The organism is Streptomyces sp. NPDC002643 (genome assembly GCF_053592555.1).
Window position 1 is genome coordinate 196,253 of the sequence record NZ_JBSFVY010000017.1, and the last position, 19,103, is coordinate 215,355.

Genomic DNA, 19,103 nt, shown 5'->3' on the forward strand with positions numbered 1-19,103 from the left:
GGGGCATGCCCCGATCCGCCCCTTTCGATCCCATGGTTCACGAGGACGTAACCGGCATCGGCACGAATGGATAACGGCCAGTCGAAACCCCGTTCCCAGGAGTGTCTACGCGCGTTAATGTGCGCCGAACTGAGCACCCGGCTGCGGGGCTGTGGAGAGATGGGGAACTTCAAGATGCGTCGGATTTCCAAACTGACCCGCGTCGCGGTGGGGGTCGCGTCGCTGGCACTCGCCGCGACGGCCTGTGGTGGAACCAGCAGCGAGAGCGGTAGCAGCGGCGACGGCGAGAGCCAGGGCACCAAGGGTCTCGCCATCGCGTACGACATCGGCGGCAAGGGCGACCAGTCCTTCAACGACGCGGCGTACGCGGGCCTGGAGAAGGCGAAGAAGGAGTTCGGCTACGAGACCGCCGACATCGAGCCCACCGAGGGCGAGACCGACGCGGACAAGGAGCAGCGCCTGGCCTCCCTGGCCAAGCAGGGCTACAACCCCGTCATCGGCGTCGGCTTCGCCTACGGCCCCGCGATGGAGGCCGTGGCCAAGGACTACCCGGACACCACCTTCGGCATCGTCGACTCGGTCGTCGAGGGCGACAACGTGGCGTCCCTCGTCTTCGCCGAGCAGGAGGCCTCGTACCTCGCCGGTGTCGCCGCGGCCAAGGCCACCAAGACCAACACCGTGGGCTTCGTGGGCGGTGTGGACATCCCGCTCATCCACAAGTTCGAGGCCGGTTACAAGCAGGGTGTCGAGGACACCAGCGGCGGCAAGGTCAAGGTCATCTCGCAGTACCTGACGCAGACGGCCGAGGAGGGCGGCTTCTCCAGCCCCGACAAGGGCAAGGCCGCCGCCGAGGGCCAGATCGAGAAGAACGCCGACGTCGTCTACCAGGCGGCCGGCCTCTCCGGCCAGGGTGTGATCGAGGCCGCGGCCAAGGCCAAGGTCTGGGCGATCGGCGTCGACTCCGACCAGTACAACCAGGAGGCCCTCGCCTCCTACAAGGACTACATCCTCACCTCCGCCCTGAAGGACGTCGGCGGCGCGGTCTACGCCCTCGCCAAGTCCGTCGAGGACGGCAAGCCCCTCACCGGCGTCCAGACCTTCGACCTCAAGGTCGACGGCGTCGGCCTCGCCGACTCCAACCCGGAGTACGCCAAGATCGAGGGCCTCTCCGCCGCGGTCGACAAGGCCAAGGAAGAGATCATCGCCGGCACGATCAAGGTGAAGACCGAGTAGTCGGACATCTTTGAGTGAGGTGAGGTGGGCGGGTGCGGCATGTGCACCCGCCCACCTTCGCTTTTGTGGGTCACTTATGTACGCGGGTCACTAGTGAGCGCCGCTGAAGGCCACCGCCGAGTCTTTTGGGGGCGCGGGGAACTGCGCGACCAGCCACAACACACCCGCAGCCGACACTCGACCGACAACCCCCCACACCACCCCCGGCCCCCTTTGCGACACGGCCCCATAACAACGTGGTCCCCCCGCCTTTCCCGGAGGGTCTACGCGCGTTACCCTCGGCGAAAGCCAGCGCCGCACCTGTGAAGCACCACCGTGCAGTACCCCCCGGCGCTAGAACGACTAGGAGCACCAAAACATGCGCCGGGTTTCCCGTCTCGCGGTCGCAGGCGCAGCGACCGCCTCCCTCGCCCTCGTCCTGACCGCCTGCGGCGGCACCTCCACCGAGGCCTCCACGTCCGCCGACTCCAAGGGCGGCGACAAGGGCCTCGCCATCGCGTACGACGTCGGCGGCAAGGGCGACCAGTCCTTCAACGACGCGGCGTACGCGGGCCTGGAGCAGGCGAAGAAGGAGTTCGGGTACGAGACCCAGGACATCGAGCCCACCGAGGGCGAGACGGACGCCGACAAGGAGCAGCGCCTGGTCTCGCTGGCCAAGCAGGGCTACAACCCGGTCGTCGGCGTCGGCTACGCGTACGCCACCGCCGTGAAGGCCGCCGCCGAGCAGTTCCCGGACGTCACCTTCGGCATCGTCGACGACTCGACCGTCCAGCTGGACAACGTCGCGGACCTGGTCTTCTCCGAGGAGCAGGCGTCGTACCTGGCCGGTGTGGCGGCGGCGAAGTCCACCGAGAGCGACGTCGTCGGCTTCGTCGGCGGTGTGGACATCCCGCTCATCCACAAGTTCCAGGCCGGCTTCGAGCAGGGCGTCAAGGACACCAACCCCAAGGCCGAGGTGCTCACCCAGTACCTGACGCAGACGGCGGAGGAGGGCGGCTTCTCCAGCCCGGACAAGGGCAAGTCGGCCGCCGAGGGCCAGATCGAGAAGAAGGCCGACGTCGTGTACGCGGCGGCCGGTCTGTCCGGTCAGGGAGTGATCGAGGCCGCCGCCGCGAACAAGGTCTGGGCGATCGGCGTCGACTCCGACCAGTACCAGCAGGAAGCCCTCGCGAAGTACAAGGATTCCATCCTGACCTCGGCGACGAAGGACGTTGCCAAGGCGGTGTACAACCTGGCGAAGTCGGTCGAGGACGGTCAGCCCGCGACCGGTATCGTCAGGGGCGATCTGAAGTCCGGCGAGGTCGGTCTCGCCGACTCCAACCCCACCTTCAAGGGCAACACCGAGCTCCAGGAGGCCATCGCCACGGCCAAGGAGAAGATCATCAGCGGCGAGATCAAGGTCAAGACCAGCTGAGCCGGTCAGCGAACGAGCCGGCTGTACCACGAGCAGCCAGGTGGCGCCGGGGGAGCGAGGACGGGTCAGGTCCACTCCTCCTGGAGGGCGGACATGAGCGGTCCACCCCTCGGTGTCACCGGTAACCGCGGGGTTACGTGCGCTCAACGGGGTACGGGGAACATCGCTCCCGCGGGAGCAGCGCTCCCTGTACCCCGTTGTCTAGGTACGTCGCCGCCCGCTTTCGATGCCGTAGGGGCGCTACGCGCGTAGACGACCCCCTTTCCCAGGAGAGTGCGCCATCAACGCGTCCAGCAGCCCTCCGGCCGACGCGGCGGTCAACGAATCGGTGACCGCCGTCGAACTCGCCGGGATCACCAAGCGATTCCCGGGTGTCGTCGCCAACCACGACATCCATCTCACCGTCCGCAAAGGCACCGTCCACGCCCTCGTCGGGGAGAACGGCGCCGGCAAGTCGACGCTGATGAAGATCCTCTACGGCATGCAGAAGCCGGACGAGGGCACCATCGCGGTCGACGGCGAGCAGGTCTCCTTCTCCTCCCCGGCCGACGCCATCGTGCGCGGCATCGGCATGGTCCACCAGCACTTCATGCTCGCCGACAACCTCACGGTCCTGGAGAACGTGGTCCTCGGCAGCGAGAAGCTCTACGGCATCGGCGCCAAGGCCCGCCGCAAGATCAAGGAGATCTCCGACCGGTACGGCTTCGGGGTGCGCCCCGACGTCCTGGTCGAGGAACTGGGCGTCGCCGAGCGGCAGCGCGTGGAGATCCTCAAGGTCCTCTACCGGGGCGCCCGCACCCTGATCCTGGACGAGCCGACCGCCGTGCTCGTTCCCCAGGAGGTCGACTCCCTCTTCGCCAACCTGCGCGAACTCAAGGCACAGGGCCTCGCGGTCATCTTCATCTCGCACAAGCTGGGCGAGGTGCTGTCGGTCGCCGACGAGATCACCGTCATCCGGCGCGGGACGACCGTCGGTACGGCCGTCCCGTCCGAGACCACCCCGCGCCAGCTCGCCGAGCTGATGGTCGGCAGCGAGCTGCCCACGCCGGAGACGGCGGAGTCGACGGTCACCGACCGTCCCATACTGACCGTCGACAAGCTCCGCCTGGAGACCGTCGGCGGCAAGGCCCTCCTCGACGACATCAGCTTCACCATCCACGCGGGCGAGGTCCTGGGTCTCGCCGGTGTCGAGGGCAACGGCCAGACCGAACTGGTCGACGCGCTCATCGGGTTGAAGCACGCCGACTCCGGCACCATCAGGCTGGCCGACGACGAGATCACCGCCTGGCACACCCGCAAGCGCCGTGAGCAGGGCGTCGGTTACATCCCCGAGGACCGCCACCGGCACGGTCTGCTGCTGGAGGCCCCCCTCTGGGAGAACCGTATCCTCGGCCATGTGACCGAGCGGCCCAACGCCAAGGGCTTCTGGCTGGACCCGAAGGCCGCTCAGGAGGACACGCGCCGGATCGTCGAGGAGTACGACGTCCGCACGCCCGGCATCGACGTCACCGCCGCCTCCCTCTCCGGCGGCAACCAGCAGAAGCTGATCGTCGGCCGCGAGATGAGCCACAAGCCGCGCTTCCTGATCGCCGCCCACCCCACCCGTGGTGTGGACGTCGGGGCGCAGGCCCAGATCTGGGACCAGATCCGCGAGGCCCGCCGCGAGGGCCTCGCCGTCCTGCTGATCTCCGCCGACCTCGACGAGCTGATCGGTCTGTCCGACACCCTCCGGGTGATCTACAACGGCAAGCTGGTCGCCGACGCCGATCCGGCCACCATCACCCCGGAGGAGCTGGGCTCGGCCATGACCGGCGCCGCCACCGGTCACCTCGAACACGAAGAGACCCCCGAGACGCGGGAAGTTACCCCCGAGACTCCCGACCTGCGCAAGGCCCCCGAGGCCGGCGAGTCTCCGGAAGACGAGGCCAACTGATGAAGAAGTTCGACAAGGAGCGGGTGCTCCTCGCGGTCGCCGGACCGGTCCTCGCGCTGGCCGTGGCCTTCGTCCTGACGGCGATCGTGCTGCTGGCCTCCGGCAAGAACCCGGTCGAGCCGTTCTCGATCATGTTCGAGCAGGCCTCGTTCTCCGACATCCAGGTCCGGATCATCAACCAGGCCTCGCTGTACTACATCGCGGCCCTCGCGGTGGCCATCGGCTTCCGGATGAACCTGTTCAACATCGGTGTCGACGGCCAGTACCTCCTCGGCGCGATGATCACCGCGATCGTCGGCGCGCACATGGATCTGCCGGCCGCGCTCCAGATCCCGCTGCTGATGCTCACCGCGATCTTCACGGGTGCCTTCTGGGCCGGCATCGTCGGTGTCCTCAAGGTCACCCGGGGGGTCAGCGAGGTCGTCGCCTCGATCATGCTGAACGCGATCGCCACCTCCGTCATCGGCTATCTCTGGCTGCCGAACGTCGCCGGTGTGAAGGTCGGCAACAACAACACCACCGGTGAGATGGCCGAGTCCGGCTGGGTGCCCGGTATCGACATGGGCAAGGCCGGCGAGATCTACGGGCTGGTCCTGCTCGCGGTGGCCCTCGGCATCGGCTACTGGATCGTCATCAACCGCACCCGCTTCGGCTTCGACCTGCGTGCCTCCGGCGCCTCGGAGACCGCCGCCGCGGCCAGCGGTGTCGACCCCAAGCGGATGATCCTCACCGCCATGCTGATCTCCGGCGGTGTCGCGGGCCTCGCCGGTCTGCCGATCCTGCTCGGCGACACCCACACCTACAGCCTCAACTTCCCCACCGGCATCGGCTTCCTCGGTATCGGCATCGCCCTGCTCGGCCGTAACAGCCCCGTCGGCATCGCCTTCGCCGCCCTGCTGTGGGCCTGGCTCGACAAGGCCTCGCCCGAGCTGGACTTCCACGGCTACGACAAGGAGATCGCGGTCATCATGCAGGGCCTGATCGTGCTCTCGGTCGTCGTCTCCTACGAGACCGTCCGCGAGTGGGGCCTGCGCCGCCAGCAGCGCCGGGTCGGCGCGGAACTCGCCGCCGGGCATGTACTCGGCGCGGACACCTCCGGCGACAACAACAACACGAAGGAGGTGGCTGGCCGATGACCACGAGCACCACCGCGACCGACGTCAACCAGCCCTCGTTGCAGCCGGCCGCCCCGACCGGCCGCAAGCTGTCGCTGCCCGTGCTGCTGCTGGTCATCGCCGGCGTCCTGGCACTCACCTCGATCGTCCGCATCATCACCGGCGCCGACGGCATCACCAACGTCAGCCAGATGTCCACCGCCCTGGAACTGGCCGTCCCCATCGGCCTCGCCGGTCTCGGCGGACTGTGGGCCGAGCGGGCGGGCGTGGTCAACATCGGCCTCGAAGGCATGATGATCCTCGGCACCTGGTTCGGCGCCTGGGCCGGCTTCCAGTGGGGGCCGTGGACCGGCGTCCTCGTCGGCATCATCGGCGGCTGCGTCGGCGGTCTGCTGCACGCCTTCGTCACCGTCACCTTCAACGTCAACCACATCGTCTCCGGTGTGGCCATCAACATCCTCGCCCTCGGCGCCACCCGCTATCTCGCCCCCCTCGCCTTCGAGGGCCACCAGGGCGGCTCAGCCAAGCAGTCCCCGCCGGTCGACTCCCTCGGCGACTTCACGGTGCCCGGCCTCTCCGACGCGCTCCAGACCCTCAACGAGAAGGGCTGGTTCTTCATCTCGGACATCGCCGGTCTGCTCGGCGGCCTGGTCACCAATGTGTCCTGGCTGACCCTGGTCGCCGTCGCGCTGATCCCCGGCACCTGGTGGATTCTGTGGCGCACCGCCTTCGGGCTGCGGCTGCGCTCCTGCGGTGAGAACCCGGTGGCCGCCGAGTCCCTCGGCGTCAACGTCTACAAGTACAAGTACCTCGCCGTGATCATCTCCGGTGGACTGGCCGGCCTCGGCGGCGCCTTCCTCTCCATCGTCGCCAACCCCTTCTATCTGGAGGGCCAGACCAGCGGTCGCGGCTATATCGGCCTCGCCGCGATGATCTTCGGCAACTGGATGCCGGGCGGCCTCGCCATCGGCGCCGGCCTCTTCGGCTACACCGACAGCCTCAACCTGCGCGGCGGCTCCGAGAACGTCCACGCGCTGCTGTTGCTGGGTGCGCTGCTGCTGATCATCGGTGCCGTCTGGCAGGCGGTCCGCAGGAAGTACGTCGCCGCCGCGATCACCTTCGTCATCGGCGCCCTCGTCCTCACCTGGTACTCCGTCACCAACGAGGTCCCGAACCAGGTCGTCGCCGCCACCCCGTACGTCATCACCCTGATCGTCCTCGCGCTCTCCGCCCAACGCCTGCGGATGCCGAAGGCGGACGGCCTGCCGTACCGGAAGGGACAGGGCAAGTGACCGTCGCCGCCGTCGACTGGGACGAGCTGCGGGCGGTGGCCCGGGACGCCATGTCCCACGCGTACGCCCCTTATTCGGACTACCCGGTCGGTGTGGCCGCGCTCGTCGACGACGGCCGTACGGTCTCCGGCTGCAACGTCGAGAACGCCTCGTACGGTCTCGGTCTGTGTGCCGAGTGCGGACTGGTCTCGGAGCTGCAGCGCACGGGCGGCGGCCGGTTGACGCACTTCACCTGCGTCGACGGCAAGGGCGAGATCCTCGTGCCGTGCGGCCGCTGCCGCCAACTGCTGTACGAGTTCGGCGGCCCCGATCTCCTGCTGGAGACCCCGGCGGGGATCGTCCCCCTCTCGGAGATGCTGCCCCAGGCCTTCGGGCCGGGCCATCTCACCAAGTAACCCCCGTGCGGCCCCTCTGAGTTGGCGCTCAGGGGGGCCGCGCACTTTCCGATCACCGTCGGACCGTTGTCGAAGAACCCCGATCGGAATCCTGAAAGGACAGCCATGGCCATGGACGCCATCTCCGTCATCCGCACCAAGCGGGACCGCGGCGAACTCAGCGACGAGCAGATCGACTGGGTGATCGACGCCTACACCCGTGGCGAGGTCGCCGACTACCAGATGGCCGCCCTCAACATGGCGATCCTCCTCAACGGCATGGACCGCCGCGAGATCGCCCGCTGGACGGCCGCGATGATCGCCTCCGGCGAGCGCATGGACTTCTCGTCGCTCTCCCTCCCGACCGCCGACAAGCACTCCACGGGCGGGGTCGGCGACAAGATCACGCTGCCCCTGGCGCCGCTGGTGGCGGCCTGCGGCGCGGCGGTGCCCCAGCTGTCGGGCCGGGGCCTCGGCCACACCGGCGGCACCCTGGACAAGCTGGAGTCGATCCCCGGCTGGCGGGCCCTGCTCTCCAACGAGGAGATGCTGGCCGTGCTGGACAGCGTCGGCGCCGTGATCTGCGCGGCGGGCGACGGCCTGGCCCCGGCCGACAGGAAGCTCTACGCGCTGCGAGACGTCACGGGAACGGTCGAGGCGATCCCCCTGATCGCCTCCTCGATCATGTCGAAGAAGATCGCCGAGGGTACGGGCTCCCTGGTCCTGGATGTGAAGGTCGGCAGCGGCGCCTTCATGAAGACGCTGGAGGACGCCCGTGAACTGGCCTCGACGATGGTGGGCCTGGGCACGGACCACGGTGTGAGGACGGTCGCCCTCCTGACCGACATGTCGACCCCGCTCGGCCTGACCGCCGGCAACGCCCTTGAGGTCCGCGAATCGGTGGAGGTCCTGGCGGGCGGGGGCCCGGCGGACGTCGTGGAGCTGACCCTCGCCCTGGCCCGCGAGATGCTCGACGCGGCCGGGGTGAAGGACGCCGACCCGGCGAAGGCCCTCGCCGACGGCTCCGCGATGGACGCCTGGCGCCGCATGATCGCGGCCCAGGGCGGCGACCCGGACGCGCCGCTCCCGACGGCTCGCGAACAGCACGTGGTGAAGGCGCCCGCCTCCGGCGTCCTGACCCGCCTCGACGCGTACGACATCGGCGTCGCCGCCTGGCGACTCGGCGCCGGACGCGCCCGCAAGGAGGACGCGGTCCAGGCGGGCGCGGGCATCGAGATGCACGCCAAGCCCGGCGACCCGGTCACCGAGGGCCGGCCCCTGCTGACCCTGCACACGGACACCCCCGAGCGCTTCGACTACGCCCTGGAGGCGGTGGCCGGCTCGTACGACATCGCGGCCCCGGGCACGGAGTTCACGGCTTCACCGGTGGTGCTGGAGCGGATCGCCTGACCCGCGCCCGTGCGCGCGCCGCGCCCGCGCCCGTGCCCGGGGCCGCGCCCGTGCCCAGGCCCGCGCCTGCGGCCAGGCCCGCGCCCGTGCCCGGAGGCCGCTCATGGCACACCCCTTTCGGGTCCGGCCGAGGGCTCGTCGGTTCCAGCCGGCACCTGGCCCCCGCGGCCGAGGGCCGGCCGGGCCGGTACCGATGAGTTACGCCCCTCCCCCCGGTCTACCGATCGTGGACGCCATGACACCCGCTGTACTCGTGCTGGCCGGCCCCGTCACCCGGGATGACGTGGGGCGGCTGTGTGACGACGTGCGGAGGCTGCTGGCCGCGACCGAGGCCGGGGCGGTGGTGTGCGATGTCGGCGGGGTCGGACCGCCGGGCCTCGGCACCATCGACGCGCTGGCCCGGATGCAGCTCACCGCGCGGCGGGCCGGGGGCCGGATACGGCTGCGGGACCCCGACCCGGCGCTGCGGGCGCTACTGGGCCTCGTCGGGCTTGCCCTCGATGTGGAGGGGGAGACCGAAGAGCGGGAACCAGCGGGCGGTGTCGAGGAAGCAGTGGAACCCGGCGATCCGGCCCTCTGATATCTCCAGCACCTGCACGGCCCAGGCGGTGAAACCACCCTCCTCCGGGTCCGGCTTGTACTGCGCGAACCCCGGCAGTCCGTTCACCGCGACCGGCACCAGACGCGACCCCGCGCAGGCGGCGCCCAGCGTGGTCATGAACCCGGTGATGTCGCCCGTGCCGGTCAGCCACAGGTCGAACGGCGGCATCGTCATCACCGCGTCCTCGTGCAGCAGAGCCGTCAGCGCCGCCATGTCGTACCCCTCGAACGCGGCGACATAGCGCTCCAGGAGCTTCTGCTGCTCCTCGTCCAGCGGATCGGAGACATCGGCCCGCGCCGCGCGCCCGTCGCTCTCCCCGAGGGTCGCGCGGGCCCGCTGCAACGCGCTGTTCACCGACGCCACCGAGGTGTCCAGCAGCTCGGCGACCTCGCTGGCCTTCCATGCCAGCACCTCACGCAGGATGAGCACCGCCCGCTGCTTGGAGGGCAGCTTCTGCAGCGCCGCGACGAACGCCAGCCGCACGCTCTCCTTGGCCACGGCCGCCTCCGCAGGGTCAGCGGTCGTCGGCAGCACCCGGGCGTCCGGGACCGGCTCCAGCCAGGTGTTGTCGGGGCGGGGTGCGAGGGCGGCCCGGGCGAGGGGCGTGGACTCGCTGAGATCCATCGGACGCGCCCGCTTGTTCCCCGCGGTCAGCATGTCCAGGCACACATTCGTCGCGATCCGGTACAGCCACGAGCGCAGCGAGGACCGGCCCTCGAACTTCTCGTAGCTCCGCCAGGCGCGGATCATCGTGTCCTGCACCGCGTCCTCCGCCTCGAAGGACGAGCCGAGCATCCGGTAGCAGTACCCGGTCAGCTCGACCCGGTACTCCTCCAGCCGGACATCCAGGTCCGCCGTAGCCGTAGCCGCGCCTTCACTCATCGCCAACCCACCCCTGTGGCTCGTCCGCGTCGCACGCCGCATCGCGCACCCGCACCAACAGTTCGCAAGCTACCCCAGCCCACTGACAATGGCCCCTGCAGCGAACAAACGCCCAGGTCAGAAGGGTCGCAGCGCTCAGGTGGCGTTCCGTCGGCGCTCCGGTGGGAGGGGGCCAGGGCCCGGCGGTGTCCAGTCCGCGTGACGCAGAACGGCTCGCACGGACAGGCCGGACGGGGCGAGCCGGAGGCCCGCGTTGCGTGCGGCCACGGCGACGGGATGGGCCAGCCGCTGCCCCATCCGGCCCGCCTGACGCGCCGCCCGCGCGACCGCCTGGCTCCGGGGCCGGCGTTCGGCGTCGTAACGGCTCAGCGCGGACTCGACAACCGTCTCGCCGGCGAGCGCGGCGGCCAGGACGGCCGCGTCCTCCAGCGCCTGGCAGGCACCCTGCCCGAGATGCGGGGTCATGGCATGAGCGGCATCGCCCAGGAACGCGACCCGGCCCACCACGAACGCGGGCAGAGGTGTGACCAGCTCATGGATGTCGTGGTGCAGTACGGCCGCCGGGCGGGTCGCGTCCAGCAGCGCCGGGATCGGCTCGTGCCAGCCCCCGAAGCGGCGCCGCGTCTCGGCGAGGCCGTCCGCGTACCGCACTCCTGGCGGCGAGTTGAACACCGCGTGCCACTCGGCCCGCCCGTCGGAGAACGCGATGTGCCCGAACTCGGCGCCCTTCCCCCACGTCAGCTCGAAGTCGGTACGCGATGCGACGACCGGCCGCTCGGTGATGGCCCGCAGCACCGTCGACCCGCTGTACACGGGTCCGGGGTGGCCGGGAAACAGCAGTGTCCGCAGCCGGCTGCCCACCCCGTCGGCGGCCACGACGAGATCCGCCTCCAGCACACCGTCTTCGAGAGGCACCCGTACCCGCCCGGGGACGGAGACATCGACGGACGTCACCTCCCGTCCGACGACCAGACACTCCGACGGCAGCGCCTCGCGCAGCAGGCGGTGCAGCACGGCTCGCGGAATGCCGACGATCGGGGAGCCCAGCTCGCGTTCCAGCACCGCCCCGTCCATCCGGGCCAGCCAACCGCCGCCCGGCGTACGCGTACCCCCGGTGTACTGCGGCCGCGCGGCGGCCCGTACCGCCTCCCCGACACCCAGGACGTCCAGGGCGCGCAGCCCGTTGGCGTGCAGGGAGATGCCCGCGCCCGCGTCGTCCAGGACGGCCGCCCGCTCGACGACCGTCACCTCCCAGCCGGCCGCCCGCAGCCCGATCGCCGCGGCCAGCCCGCCGATGCCGCCGCCGACCACCACCGCGCCGCCACCCATGTCCGGCCCCCTCCGGTTGCCACGCCACTCACCACGCCACGGTCTTCTACAGATGTAGAAGCCTCAGGCCCGCTCAGGCTACTCCGATCTCCTCCGATCCTCTACAGGTGTAGAAATGGGGGGTGCCCACCGATCGACGCACCCACCTCGCCGACGCCGCCCTCACGGTGCTCGCCGAGACCGGCATCCGAGGTCTGACCCACCGCGCGGTGGACCGGGCCGCGGACCTGCCGTCCGGCACCACCTCCGCGTACTTCCGCACCCGCCGGGCGCTGCTCACCGCACTGGTCCGGCATCTGATCGCACTCGACCAGGCGGAACTCCAGGAGATCGGCGACCGCACACCGATGCCGGGCAACGCCGACGAACTGACCGCCGGTATCGCCGCCCTCATCGAGCTGCGCCTCACCGGAGAGGGCCGCCGACGCTCCCTCGCCCGCTACACCTGCGCCATCGAGAGCGTGCACCACCCCGAACTCCGGGAGATCCTCGTCCCCCGCCGCAACGCGGGCCGCCAGATCGTCCAGGACTTCCTGACGGCCCAAGGCGTCGAAGACCCCGAGGAGCGCACGATCACCCTGCTGACCTGCGTGGACGGCCTGGTCTTCGACCGCCTGGTCAACGGCGGCGGCGTCCCCGAGGGGGAGATCCGGAGGCTGGTGGCGGCGGCCCTGTCGTGAACGGTGAGGCGTTGAGGTGTTGAGCCGTGGGGCTCAGTACGCCGCCGCCAACCGCCGTTCCGCCCGAGCCGCGCGCGAGCCGACCACCGTGATCGCCACGACTCCCAGCACCGCGAGCAGTCCCATGGCGACCGTGCCGAGCCAGCCCCCGGCGTGGAAGGCCACCGCGCCGAGCGTGCTGCCCGCGCTGGAGCCGACGTAGTAGGCGGACTGGTACAGGGCCGAGGCCTGGGCCCGGCCCTCCTTGGCCGTGTGGCTGACGGCGGACGACGCGACCGCGTGGCCCGCGAAGAACCCGGAGGTGATGAGGACGAGGCCCAGCAGCACCAGGGGCAGGGAGTCGGAGAGGGAGACCAGCAGACCGGTGGTGGTCGTACCGCCCGCCAGATACAGCGCGCCGCGCCGGCCCAGGCGTCCCACCAGCTTCCCGGCGGTCGAGGCCGACACCGTACCGACCAGATAGACGAGGAAGATCGAGCCGATGACGCCCTGCGGGAGGGAGAAGGGGGCCTCGGTGAGGCGGTAGCCGATGACGGTGTAGACGCCGCCGAAGACCGTCATGAACAGGGCGCCGATGGCGTACAGGCGGCGCAGCAGCGGGTCGGCGAGGTGGGTGCGGACCGTGCGGACCAGTACCGCCGGCCGCAGCGACCCGCTCGCGAAGTGCTTCGGCGCGGGCAGCAGCAGCCGGAAGGCCACCGCGCATCCCACCGCGATCAGCCCGAGCACCCCGAGCGCGACCCGCCAGCCCCACTCCTGCGCGACCCATCCGGTGACGATCCGCCCGCTCATACCGCCGACGCTGTTGCCGGCGACGAAGAGACCGATGGCGGTGACCAGGGCCTTGGGCCGCACCTCCTCGGCGAGATAGGCGGTCGCCGACGCGGGCACCCCGGCCAGCGCCGCACCCTGCACCGCCCGCAGCACCACCAGCGCGCCCAGCGACGGCGCGAAGGGGATCAGCAGACCGACGCCGACCGCGACCGCCAGCGACACCGTCATCACCGTGCGCCGCCCGAACCGCTCCGACAGCGCGCTCATCGGCAGTACGAACAGCGCCAGCGCACCGGTGGCCGCCGACACCGTCCAGCTCGCCGCGCTCGCCGTGCTCCCGAAGCCGCCCGAGATCAGCGGCAGCAGCGCCTGGGTGGAGTAGAGGAGGGCGAAGGTCGCGATACCCGCGAGGAAGAGCGCGAGGCTCATCCGCCGGTAGCCGGGCCCACCCGGGGTCATCCGGGAGTCGACGGCGTGCGAACGGCGGGACGCGCTGGAGTGGGTGGAGGAGGCTGAGACGGCGCCCACGGTGGTGGACGCCCCGGTACTGGCGGAAGGCATGCCTCGAAACTACGTACGCCACCGTTCATCCGTCCAATGCATGGAACCCCCATAATCGTTCCCGTGATGCATCAACTGAGGTCAGAGCGGCGGCTGTCACAGCCCAGTGACACAAAACAAGTCGATGGCCATGCCACCCATGCCACCCATGCCACTCGTGCCGACCACGCCAACCATGCGCCCCATGACGCCGAGGGCATCGAGGACATCGTCCTGAGCCTGGCCCCGCGCCTCGCCTACTTCGCCGGGGTCGCCCGCACCGAGCACGTCACCCGGGCCGCCCAGGAGATGCAGGTCCCGCAGTCGACGCTCTCCAGGGCGATGGTCCGCCTCGAACAGGACCTGGGCGTCGACCTGTTCGCCCGCCGGGGCCGCACGGTCTCCCTCACTCCGGCCGGCCGTACGTTCCACGCCTCCGTCGAACGCGCCCTCGCCGACCTCGAACGCGCCGCCGACGAGGTCCGCGCCGACGCCGACCCGGCCACCGGCAAGGTCGCCTTCGGCTTCCTCCACACCATGGGCGCCGAAACAGTCCCGGCCCTCCTCCAGGCATTCCGCGCCGAGCACCCGCGCGTCCGCTTCAGCCTCGTCCAGAACTACGGCGAGGCCATGATCGAACGCCTGCGCGCGGGCGAGTTGGACCTCTGTCTCACCTCCCCGATCCCCGACGCCCCCGACCTGGTCGCCCGCCGCCTCGACGAACAGAAACTCCGCCTGGTCGTCCCCGCCGACCATCGCCTCGCCTCCCGCAAACGAGTCCGTCTCACGGAGGCCGCCGACGAAACCTTCGTCACCCTGGAACCCGGCTACGGCATGCGCCGCATCACCGACGACCTCTGCAAGGAGGCCGGCTTCAAGCCGCGCATCGCCTTCGAGGGGGAGGAGGCGGAGACGCTGAGGGGTTTGGTCGCGGCGGGCCTGGGCGTGGCCCTCCTGCCCCCACCGGCCGTGCCCAGACCGGGCGTGGTGGAGCTGACGGTCACGGCTCCGAGAGCGGTAAGAGAAATCGGCGTGGCCTGGCTGGACGGCCACCCGGACACACCTCCGGTGGCGTCGTTCAAGAAGTTCCTGTTGTCGAGAAGAGGGAACTTGCTGGCAAGTTGAGCGGCAGCCAACCCAGGGGCGCGGGGAACTGCGCGAGCAACCACAACGCACCCGCAGTCGCGATACAACCTCAACCACGCAGACGAGATCGCTCCCGCCCAAAGCCGGAGGCAAGCGGCATCCGCAATCCCAAAGGCGGCGGAGCCGCAAGCGCATCCTCGACGGGCCGAGCGAACCCCCTCCCGAACAACACCCCCATCACAAAATCCGAGGCCAACGCATACACCTCGTCCCGGTACTGCTGCAGCCCATGCCGATCCGCATGCACCTCGAACCGGCAGATGCCGGGATTCGTCTTCTTCGCCCGCTCCGCGAACCGGAACGACAACTCGGGATCGACCCGCTCGTCATTCGTGCCGTGCACGATCAACACCCGCCGCCCGGACAACTGCTTCACCGGCTCGGGAGGAGTGGCCACATCCTCCTCCGGCAGCCAAGGAGCGATGGCGAGCACGGAGTTGACGGCGTCGTGCCCCCCGGCGTGGAGCGCGGCCCGCCCGCCCATGTGGAGGCCGACCAGGCACACCGGTACGTCGCCGTACCGCCGGACCACCTCGTCCGCGGCCCACTCGGCATCCCGCGCCAGCCTCGCCTCCGTGCCGTTCCATCCGCGACAGCGGTAGTGGACGACATGGATGGCCAGACCCTCCCCGCGCCCCGCCCGCGCGAGCCGGCGGCCGAGGGCGCGTACGGAGGCCGCGGCCAGCATGGGGGAGGGTCTGCGGGTGGATGCCTCGTCGCCGTCGGGCAGCAGCAGAACCACACCGCTGACAGCCCCCGGCTCCGGGCCGACCGTCCGCCCAAGTCGGGGCGTACGGACCGGCATTGCTTGCTGCGCCATGACAGAACAGTGTCAGAAGTCATGGTGTACGCCACCCCTACGCCTGGTCACCATTGGGTATCGACGGCCCCACCCGACAGGCGCTCTACGCGCGTAGGAGTTATCGTGCGAAAATGACGAACCAGACTGAGCGGACCGGAGGCACCCCGGACTCGGACCAGATCCGCCGGGCGCCCAAGGTTCTGTTGCACGACCACCTCGACGGCGGCCTCCGCCCCGGAACGATCGTCGAACTCGCCCGCGACAGCGGCTACGCGGGCCTCCCGGAGACCGACCCCGACCGGCTCGGCATGTGGTTCCGCGAGGCCGCCGACTCCGGGTCCCTGGAGCGGTACTTGGAGACCTTCTCCCACACCGTCGGCGTGATGCAGACCCGGGACGCGCTGTTCCGGGTCGCCGCCGAGTGCGCCGAGGACCTCGCCGCGGACGGTGTCGTCTACGCCGAGATCCGCTACGCCCCCGAACAGCACCTCGACGGCGGCCTCGGCCTCGAAGAGGTCGTCGAGGCCGTCAACGCGGGCTTCCGCGAGGGCGAGCGGCGCGCCAAGGAGGCCGGTCACCGTATCCGTGTCGGCGCCCTGCTCACCGCGATGCGGCACGCGGCCCGCTCCCTGGAGATCGCCGAACTCGCCAACCGCTACCGCGACCTGGGCGTCGTCGGATTCGACATCGCCGGTGCCGAGGCCGGGTTCCCGCCCACCCGGCACCTGGACGCCTTCGAGTACCTCAAGCGCGAGAACAACCACTTCACCATCCATGCCGGTGAGGCCTTCGGACTGCCGTCCATCTGGCAGGCGTTGCAGTGGTGCGGCGCCGACCGGCTCGGCCACGGGGTGCGCATCATCGACGACATCCAGGTCCACCAGGACGGCTCCGTGAAGCTCGGCCGCCTCGCCTCCTACGTCCGCGACAAGCGCGTCCCGCTGGAGCTGTGCCCCAGTTCCAACCTCCAGACCGGTGCGGCCCGTTCGTATGCCGAGCATCCCATCGGGCTGCTGCGGCGACTGCATTTCCGCGCCACCGTCAATACCGACAATCGATTGATGTCCGGTACCACCATGAGCCGTGAATTCGAGTGTCTGGTCGACGCCTTCGGTTACACGCTCGACGACATTCAGTGGTTCTCGGTCAATGCTATGAAGTCAGCATTCATTCCTTTCGATGAACGACTGGCCATGATCAATGACGTGATCAAGCCCGGATATGCCGAGTTGAAATCCGAATGGCTGTTCCGTCAAACGGCTTCCACCAGCGGTTCTCTCAACGAAGAGGGCTGAAACGCGCCTTGGGGAAAAGGTGGCGTCAACCGCGACGCGGCCACTTTTCGATGTTTGCGTACGGCGGGACTTTGGTGTTTACGTTTCGACACCGCTCACCACTCGTCGAACGCATCCAAGGACGCATTCCCCATGAAGCAGTCTGCTGCCAAGACCCTCGGTGTCGCCGCCCTCGGTGCCGCCATCGCCGCCGCGGGCGCGGGCGCCGCCAACGCCGCCCCGAGCGCACCTGCCCCGGATGCCTCCCAGGCCCTGGGCACCGTCACCCAGTCGCTGCCCGTGGAGAAGGTCTCGCAGGCGCTGCCGAGTGCCACCGGTGCCGTCACCCAGGGCCAGCGGGCGCTCGGCGCCGGTCTTGAGGCCGCGCAGCCCGCCACCGCGAGCGTCCTCGCCGAGGGCCCCACCTCTCCCGTCGGTAAACTCCTCGGCGGCCTCCCCGTCGGCCAGACGGCCCTCCCCACCACCCAAGGACTCGGCACCAACGGCCTCGGTGTGAACGGTCTGCCGCTCGGCGGTGGCGCGGGCGCCTGAGCGCCGCCCGGCCGGGTGCCCGCGTCCCGCATTCCCCGCGTACGCACGGGAAGCTCCGCACCGCCGCCGTACGTACGCGACAAGGGGCGCACCCTCCGTGGGTGCGCCCCTTCGGTGTGCCGGTCACCGGGTGGGTGTCACCCGGTGGGTCACCACGCCGTGCGGGCCTTGTCCTCGGAGGGGAGCACGATCCACAGGGCTATGTAGAGCAGGAACTGGGGGCCGGGAAGCAGACACGACAGCAGGAAGATCACGCGCATCGTGGTCGCGGAGGTGCCGAAGCGCCGTGCCAGCGCTGCGCACACTCCGCCGATCATCCGGCCTTCAGCAGGGCGGGCAAGGCGGCTCATGAGGGGCTCCTTCGTCGGTGTGGGGCGCCGCCCGCGGACCGATTCCACGGGCCGACGGCGGGGCGGGGCCTCTTGGCGGCCACCGCTCCTTTCCACACCATCGACGCTACGGTGACGAAGCGGACGAAGCGTCCCTCTACGGAGCCATTCCGACCCTGGGAATCGTCGGGGTACGACCCTGAGAGGGCTCCCCCCGGCGAGGCTCCGACGGCACGCGGGTGGCGGCCCTGCGGCGCAGCGCGCCCCTGACGGCGGGTACGACGGTGACATGGGCCAGCGCCACGCCGAGCGTGTTCAGCAGGATCGAGTCGATGTCGACGACCTGACCGGGCACCCCGGTCTGCAGCAGCTCTATCGCCAGCGACAGCAGCGCCCCAACCGCCATCGTGCGGGCCAGTGAGGCGACCGGCGACACCGCCAGTCTGCCGTGGGCCATCGGCAGCAGCACACCGAGCGGCGCCAGCAGGGCCAGCGCCTCGCCGAGCCGTCGCGCCGCCTCCGGCCAGCCCAGCGCCAGATCCGCTCTGATGCCGGCGAAGGGGCGGAGGTTGGAGGCGCTCACATAGGTGACATCGAGCGGACGCAGCGTGATCCAGGCAACGAGCACGAGATGTGCGACGAGGAGGACACCCCCCGCCGCACGAACCCGGACCCCGGCACTGTGGCCGCACGTACCTTGACGCTGCACGCCCCCCAAGACGCCGCCCCCGGCACGATCGGTTCCGCCGCTTTATCCGAATCCCGTAACACCCACACCCGCCTCCGACGCCCCAGCGCGCCGGCCTCGGGCACACACGCCGACGACGCCCGAAGGCGCGCCCAGGGGCTCTGGCACGGTGGACGCGCGCCTCGCGGCCCGACGATGCCCCCGGAGCCCTGGCTCGGGAGGATGGGACGCCCGGTCGCCCGAGGCGGCTCCGAGCCCCGCTCGGCCCGCGCGCCCCCGGGGCTCGACGGCAGCCCCACGCCCCGGCTCAGGAAGGCGCCCAGCCCTGCAACGGTTCCCGGGCGGGAGCGCCCGGCGGGGTTTTCGTGCGGTGGACGCGGGCCCGACGGCCCCCCGGAGCCCTGGCTCGGGTGGATGCGATGCCCGGTCGTACCGAGGTGGCCCCGAGCCCCGCTCGGCCCCGCCGGGCGCCCCCGGGCCCGGTGGCAGGCCCATGCCCCGGCTCAGGAAGGCGTCCAGCCCCGCCGTGGTTTCCGGGCGGGCGCTTGGCGGGGTTTTCGTGTGGTGGACGTGTGCCTGGCGGCCCGACGGCCCCCCGGAGCCCTGGCTCGGGAGGGTGCGATGCCCGGTCGTCCGAGGTGGTCCCGAGCCCCGCTCGGCCCGCGCGCCCCCGGCCCCGGCGGCAGCCCCCACGCCCCGGCTCAGGAAAGCGTCCAGCCCGTCATGGTTTCCCGG

At 70.5% G+C, this 19,103-nt stretch carries 18 protein-coding genes; 12 read left to right on the top strand and 6 right to left on the bottom strand.

Annotation, left to right across the window (positions count from 1 at the left end):
• The first annotated feature begins 174 nt into the window (after window positions 1-174).
• The 8 genes from ACWD4G_RS26045 (at window position 175) to ACWD4G_RS26080 (ending at window position 9,351) form a co-directional block, all read left to right on the top strand.
• Window positions 175-1,233: a BMP family lipoprotein gene (locus ACWD4G_RS26045; protein WP_451297348.1), complete on the top strand. Its 1,059-nt coding sequence runs from the start codon at window positions 175-177 to the stop codon at window positions 1,231-1,233.
• A gap of 358 nt (window positions 1,234-1,591) precedes the next feature.
• On the top strand, window positions 1,592-2,647 hold the full coding sequence (locus ACWD4G_RS26050; protein WP_451297350.1) for a BMP family lipoprotein: 1,056 nt from the start codon (window positions 1,592-1,594) through the stop codon (window positions 2,645-2,647).
• 328 nt (window positions 2,648-2,975) lie between these two features.
• Window positions 2,976-4,580, top strand: a complete 1,605-nt coding sequence (locus ACWD4G_RS26055) for an ABC transporter ATP-binding protein (RefSeq protein WP_451297352.1) — start codon at window positions 2,976-2,978, stop codon at window positions 4,578-4,580.
• Window positions 4,580-5,716 carry an ABC transporter permease gene (locus ACWD4G_RS26060; RefSeq protein WP_451297354.1) on the top strand — a complete coding sequence of 379 codons (1,137 nt, stop codon included), beginning with the start codon at window positions 4,580-4,582 and terminating at the stop codon, window positions 5,714-5,716. Before ACWD4G_RS26055 ends, ACWD4G_RS26060 begins: the two co-directional genes overlap by 1 nt.
• A complete protein-coding gene (locus tag ACWD4G_RS26065; RefSeq protein ID WP_451297356.1) occupies window positions 5,713-6,987 on the top strand; it encodes an ABC transporter permease in 1,275 nt (424 codons plus the stop codon). Before ACWD4G_RS26060 ends, ACWD4G_RS26065 begins: the two co-directional genes overlap by 4 nt.
• The gene (locus ACWD4G_RS26070) at window positions 6,984-7,382 is read left to right on the top strand and encodes a cytidine deaminase (RefSeq protein WP_451297358.1); all 399 of its coding nucleotides are present in this window, start codon (window positions 6,984-6,986) and stop codon (window positions 7,380-7,382) included. Before ACWD4G_RS26065 ends, ACWD4G_RS26070 begins: the two co-directional genes overlap by 4 nt.
• A gap of 105 nt (window positions 7,383-7,487) precedes the next feature.
• Window positions 7,488-8,771 carry a thymidine phosphorylase gene (locus ACWD4G_RS26075; protein ID WP_451297360.1) on the top strand — a complete coding sequence of 428 codons (1,284 nt, stop codon included), beginning with the start codon at window positions 7,488-7,490 and terminating at the stop codon, window positions 8,769-8,771.
• A 193-nt stretch (window positions 8,772-8,964) separates the two neighbouring features.
• Window positions 8,965-9,351 carry an STAS domain-containing protein gene (locus ACWD4G_RS26080; RefSeq protein ID WP_451297362.1) on the top strand — a complete coding sequence of 129 codons (387 nt, stop codon included), beginning with the start codon at window positions 8,965-8,967 and terminating at the stop codon, window positions 9,349-9,351.
• Here the strand turns inward: ACWD4G_RS26080 and ACWD4G_RS26085 are convergent.
• Both ACWD4G_RS26085 and ACWD4G_RS26090 read right to left on the bottom strand, forming a co-directional pair.
• A complete protein-coding gene (locus ACWD4G_RS26085; RefSeq protein ID WP_451297364.1) occupies window positions 9,244-10,254 on the bottom strand; it encodes a sigma-70 family RNA polymerase sigma factor in 1,011 nt (336 codons plus the stop codon). The two genes, ACWD4G_RS26080 and ACWD4G_RS26085, sit on opposite strands and share 108 nt — an antisense overlap.
• A gap of 135 nt (window positions 10,255-10,389) precedes the next feature.
• Window positions 10,390-11,583, bottom strand: coding sequence for an FAD-dependent monooxygenase (locus tag ACWD4G_RS26090; protein ID WP_451297366.1), 1,194 nt, complete (start codon window positions 11,581-11,583; stop codon window positions 10,390-10,392).
• Between the two features lie 122 nt (window positions 11,584-11,705).
• On the opposite strand from ACWD4G_RS26090, the gene ACWD4G_RS26095 reads away from it, so the two are divergent.
• On the top strand, window positions 11,706-12,263 hold the full coding sequence (locus tag ACWD4G_RS26095; protein ID WP_451297368.1) for a TetR/AcrR family transcriptional regulator: 558 nt from the start codon (window positions 11,706-11,708) through the stop codon (window positions 12,261-12,263).
• A gap of 33 nt (window positions 12,264-12,296) precedes the next feature.
• Here the strand turns inward: ACWD4G_RS26095 and ACWD4G_RS26100 are convergent, their stop codons facing one another.
• Entirely contained in the window at window positions 12,297-13,598 is a 1,302-nt protein-coding gene (locus ACWD4G_RS26100; RefSeq protein ID WP_451297370.1) for an MFS transporter, read from the bottom strand.
• 63 nt (window positions 13,599-13,661) lie between these two features.
• Here ACWD4G_RS26100 and ACWD4G_RS26105 point away from each other — a divergent pair, with 63 nt between their 5' ends.
• Window positions 13,662-14,702 (top strand): LysR family transcriptional regulator, encoded by a 1,041-nt coding sequence (locus ACWD4G_RS26105; protein WP_451297372.1) that lies wholly within the window; start codon window positions 13,662-13,664, stop codon window positions 14,700-14,702.
• Window positions 14,703-14,772: 70 nt separating this feature from the next.
• On the opposite strand, the gene ACWD4G_RS26110 is transcribed toward ACWD4G_RS26105, so the two are convergent.
• Entirely contained in the window at window positions 14,773-15,543 is a 771-nt protein-coding gene (locus tag ACWD4G_RS26110; protein WP_451297374.1) for an alpha/beta hydrolase, read from the bottom strand.
• A gap of 113 nt (window positions 15,544-15,656) precedes the next feature.
• Here ACWD4G_RS26110 and ACWD4G_RS26115 point away from each other — a divergent pair, with 113 nt between their 5' ends.
• The gene (locus ACWD4G_RS26115; RefSeq protein WP_451297376.1) at window positions 15,657-16,820 is read left to right on the top strand and encodes an adenosine deaminase; all 1,164 of its coding nucleotides are present in this window, start codon (window positions 15,657-15,659) and stop codon (window positions 16,818-16,820) included.
• 132 nt (window positions 16,821-16,952) lie between these two features.
• Window positions 16,953-17,351 carry an ATP-binding protein gene (locus tag ACWD4G_RS26120; RefSeq protein WP_451297378.1) on the top strand — a complete coding sequence of 133 codons (399 nt, stop codon included), beginning with the start codon at window positions 16,953-16,955 and terminating at the stop codon, window positions 17,349-17,351.
• A 149-nt stretch (window positions 17,352-17,500) separates the two neighbouring features.
• On the opposite strand, the gene ACWD4G_RS26125 is transcribed toward ACWD4G_RS26120, so the two are convergent.
• Window positions 17,501-17,701 carry a PspC domain-containing protein gene (locus tag ACWD4G_RS26125; RefSeq protein ID WP_451297380.1) on the bottom strand — a complete coding sequence of 67 codons (201 nt, stop codon included), beginning with the start codon at window positions 17,699-17,701 and terminating at the stop codon, window positions 17,501-17,503.
• Between the two features lie 136 nt (window positions 17,702-17,837).
• Window positions 17,838-18,389 carry a VanZ family protein gene (locus ACWD4G_RS26130; RefSeq protein ID WP_451297382.1) on the bottom strand — a complete coding sequence of 184 codons (552 nt, stop codon included), beginning with the start codon at window positions 18,387-18,389 and terminating at the stop codon, window positions 17,838-17,840.
• Window positions 18,390-19,103: the final 714 nt, after the last annotated feature.

What these genes read in the sequence shown, in the direction of transcription:
- ACWD4G_RS26045 (WP_451297348.1), top strand. Translation starts at nt 175, where the DNA reads ATGCGTCGGATTTCCAAACTGACCCGCGTCGCGGTGGGGGTCGCGTCG.
- ACWD4G_RS26050 (WP_451297350.1), top strand. Translation starts at nt 1,592, where the DNA reads ATGCGCCGGGTTTCCCGTCTCGCGGTCGCAGGCGCAGCGACCGCCTCC.
- ACWD4G_RS26060 (WP_451297354.1), top strand. Translation starts at nt 4,580, where the DNA reads ATGAAGAAGTTCGACAAGGAGCGGGTGCTCCTCGCGGTCGCCGGACCG.
- ACWD4G_RS26065 (WP_451297356.1), top strand. Translation starts at nt 5,713, where the DNA reads ATGACCACGAGCACCACCGCGACCGACGTCAACCAGCCCTCGTTGCAG.
- ACWD4G_RS26075 (WP_451297360.1), top strand. Translation starts at nt 7,488, where the DNA reads ATGGCCATGGACGCCATCTCCGTCATCCGCACCAAGCGGGACCGCGGC.
- ACWD4G_RS26080 (WP_451297362.1), top strand. Translation starts at nt 8,965, where the DNA reads ATGAGTTACGCCCCTCCCCCCGGTCTACCGATCGTGGACGCCATGACA.
- ACWD4G_RS26085 (WP_451297364.1), bottom strand. Translation starts at nt 10,254, where the DNA reads ATGAGTGAAGGCGCGGCTACGGCTACGGCGGACCTGGATGTCCGGCTG.
- ACWD4G_RS26090 (WP_451297366.1), bottom strand. Translation starts at nt 11,583, where the DNA reads ATGGGTGGCGGCGCGGTGGTGGTCGGCGGCGGCATCGGCGGGCTGGCC.
- ACWD4G_RS26100 (WP_451297370.1), bottom strand. Translation starts at nt 13,598, where the DNA reads ATGCCTTCCGCCAGTACCGGGGCGTCCACCACCGTGGGCGCCGTCTCA.
- ACWD4G_RS26110 (WP_451297374.1), bottom strand. Translation starts at nt 15,543, where the DNA reads ATGGCGCAGCAAGCAATGCCGGTCCGTACGCCCCGACTTGGGCGGACG.
- ACWD4G_RS26115 (WP_451297376.1), top strand. Translation starts at nt 15,657, where the DNA reads ATGACGAACCAGACTGAGCGGACCGGAGGCACCCCGGACTCGGACCAG.
- ACWD4G_RS26120 (WP_451297378.1), top strand. Translation starts at nt 16,953, where the DNA reads ATGAAGCAGTCTGCTGCCAAGACCCTCGGTGTCGCCGCCCTCGGTGCC.
- ACWD4G_RS26125 (WP_451297380.1), bottom strand. Translation starts at nt 17,701, where the DNA reads ATGAGCCGCCTTGCCCGCCCTGCTGAAGGCCGGATGATCGGCGGAGTG.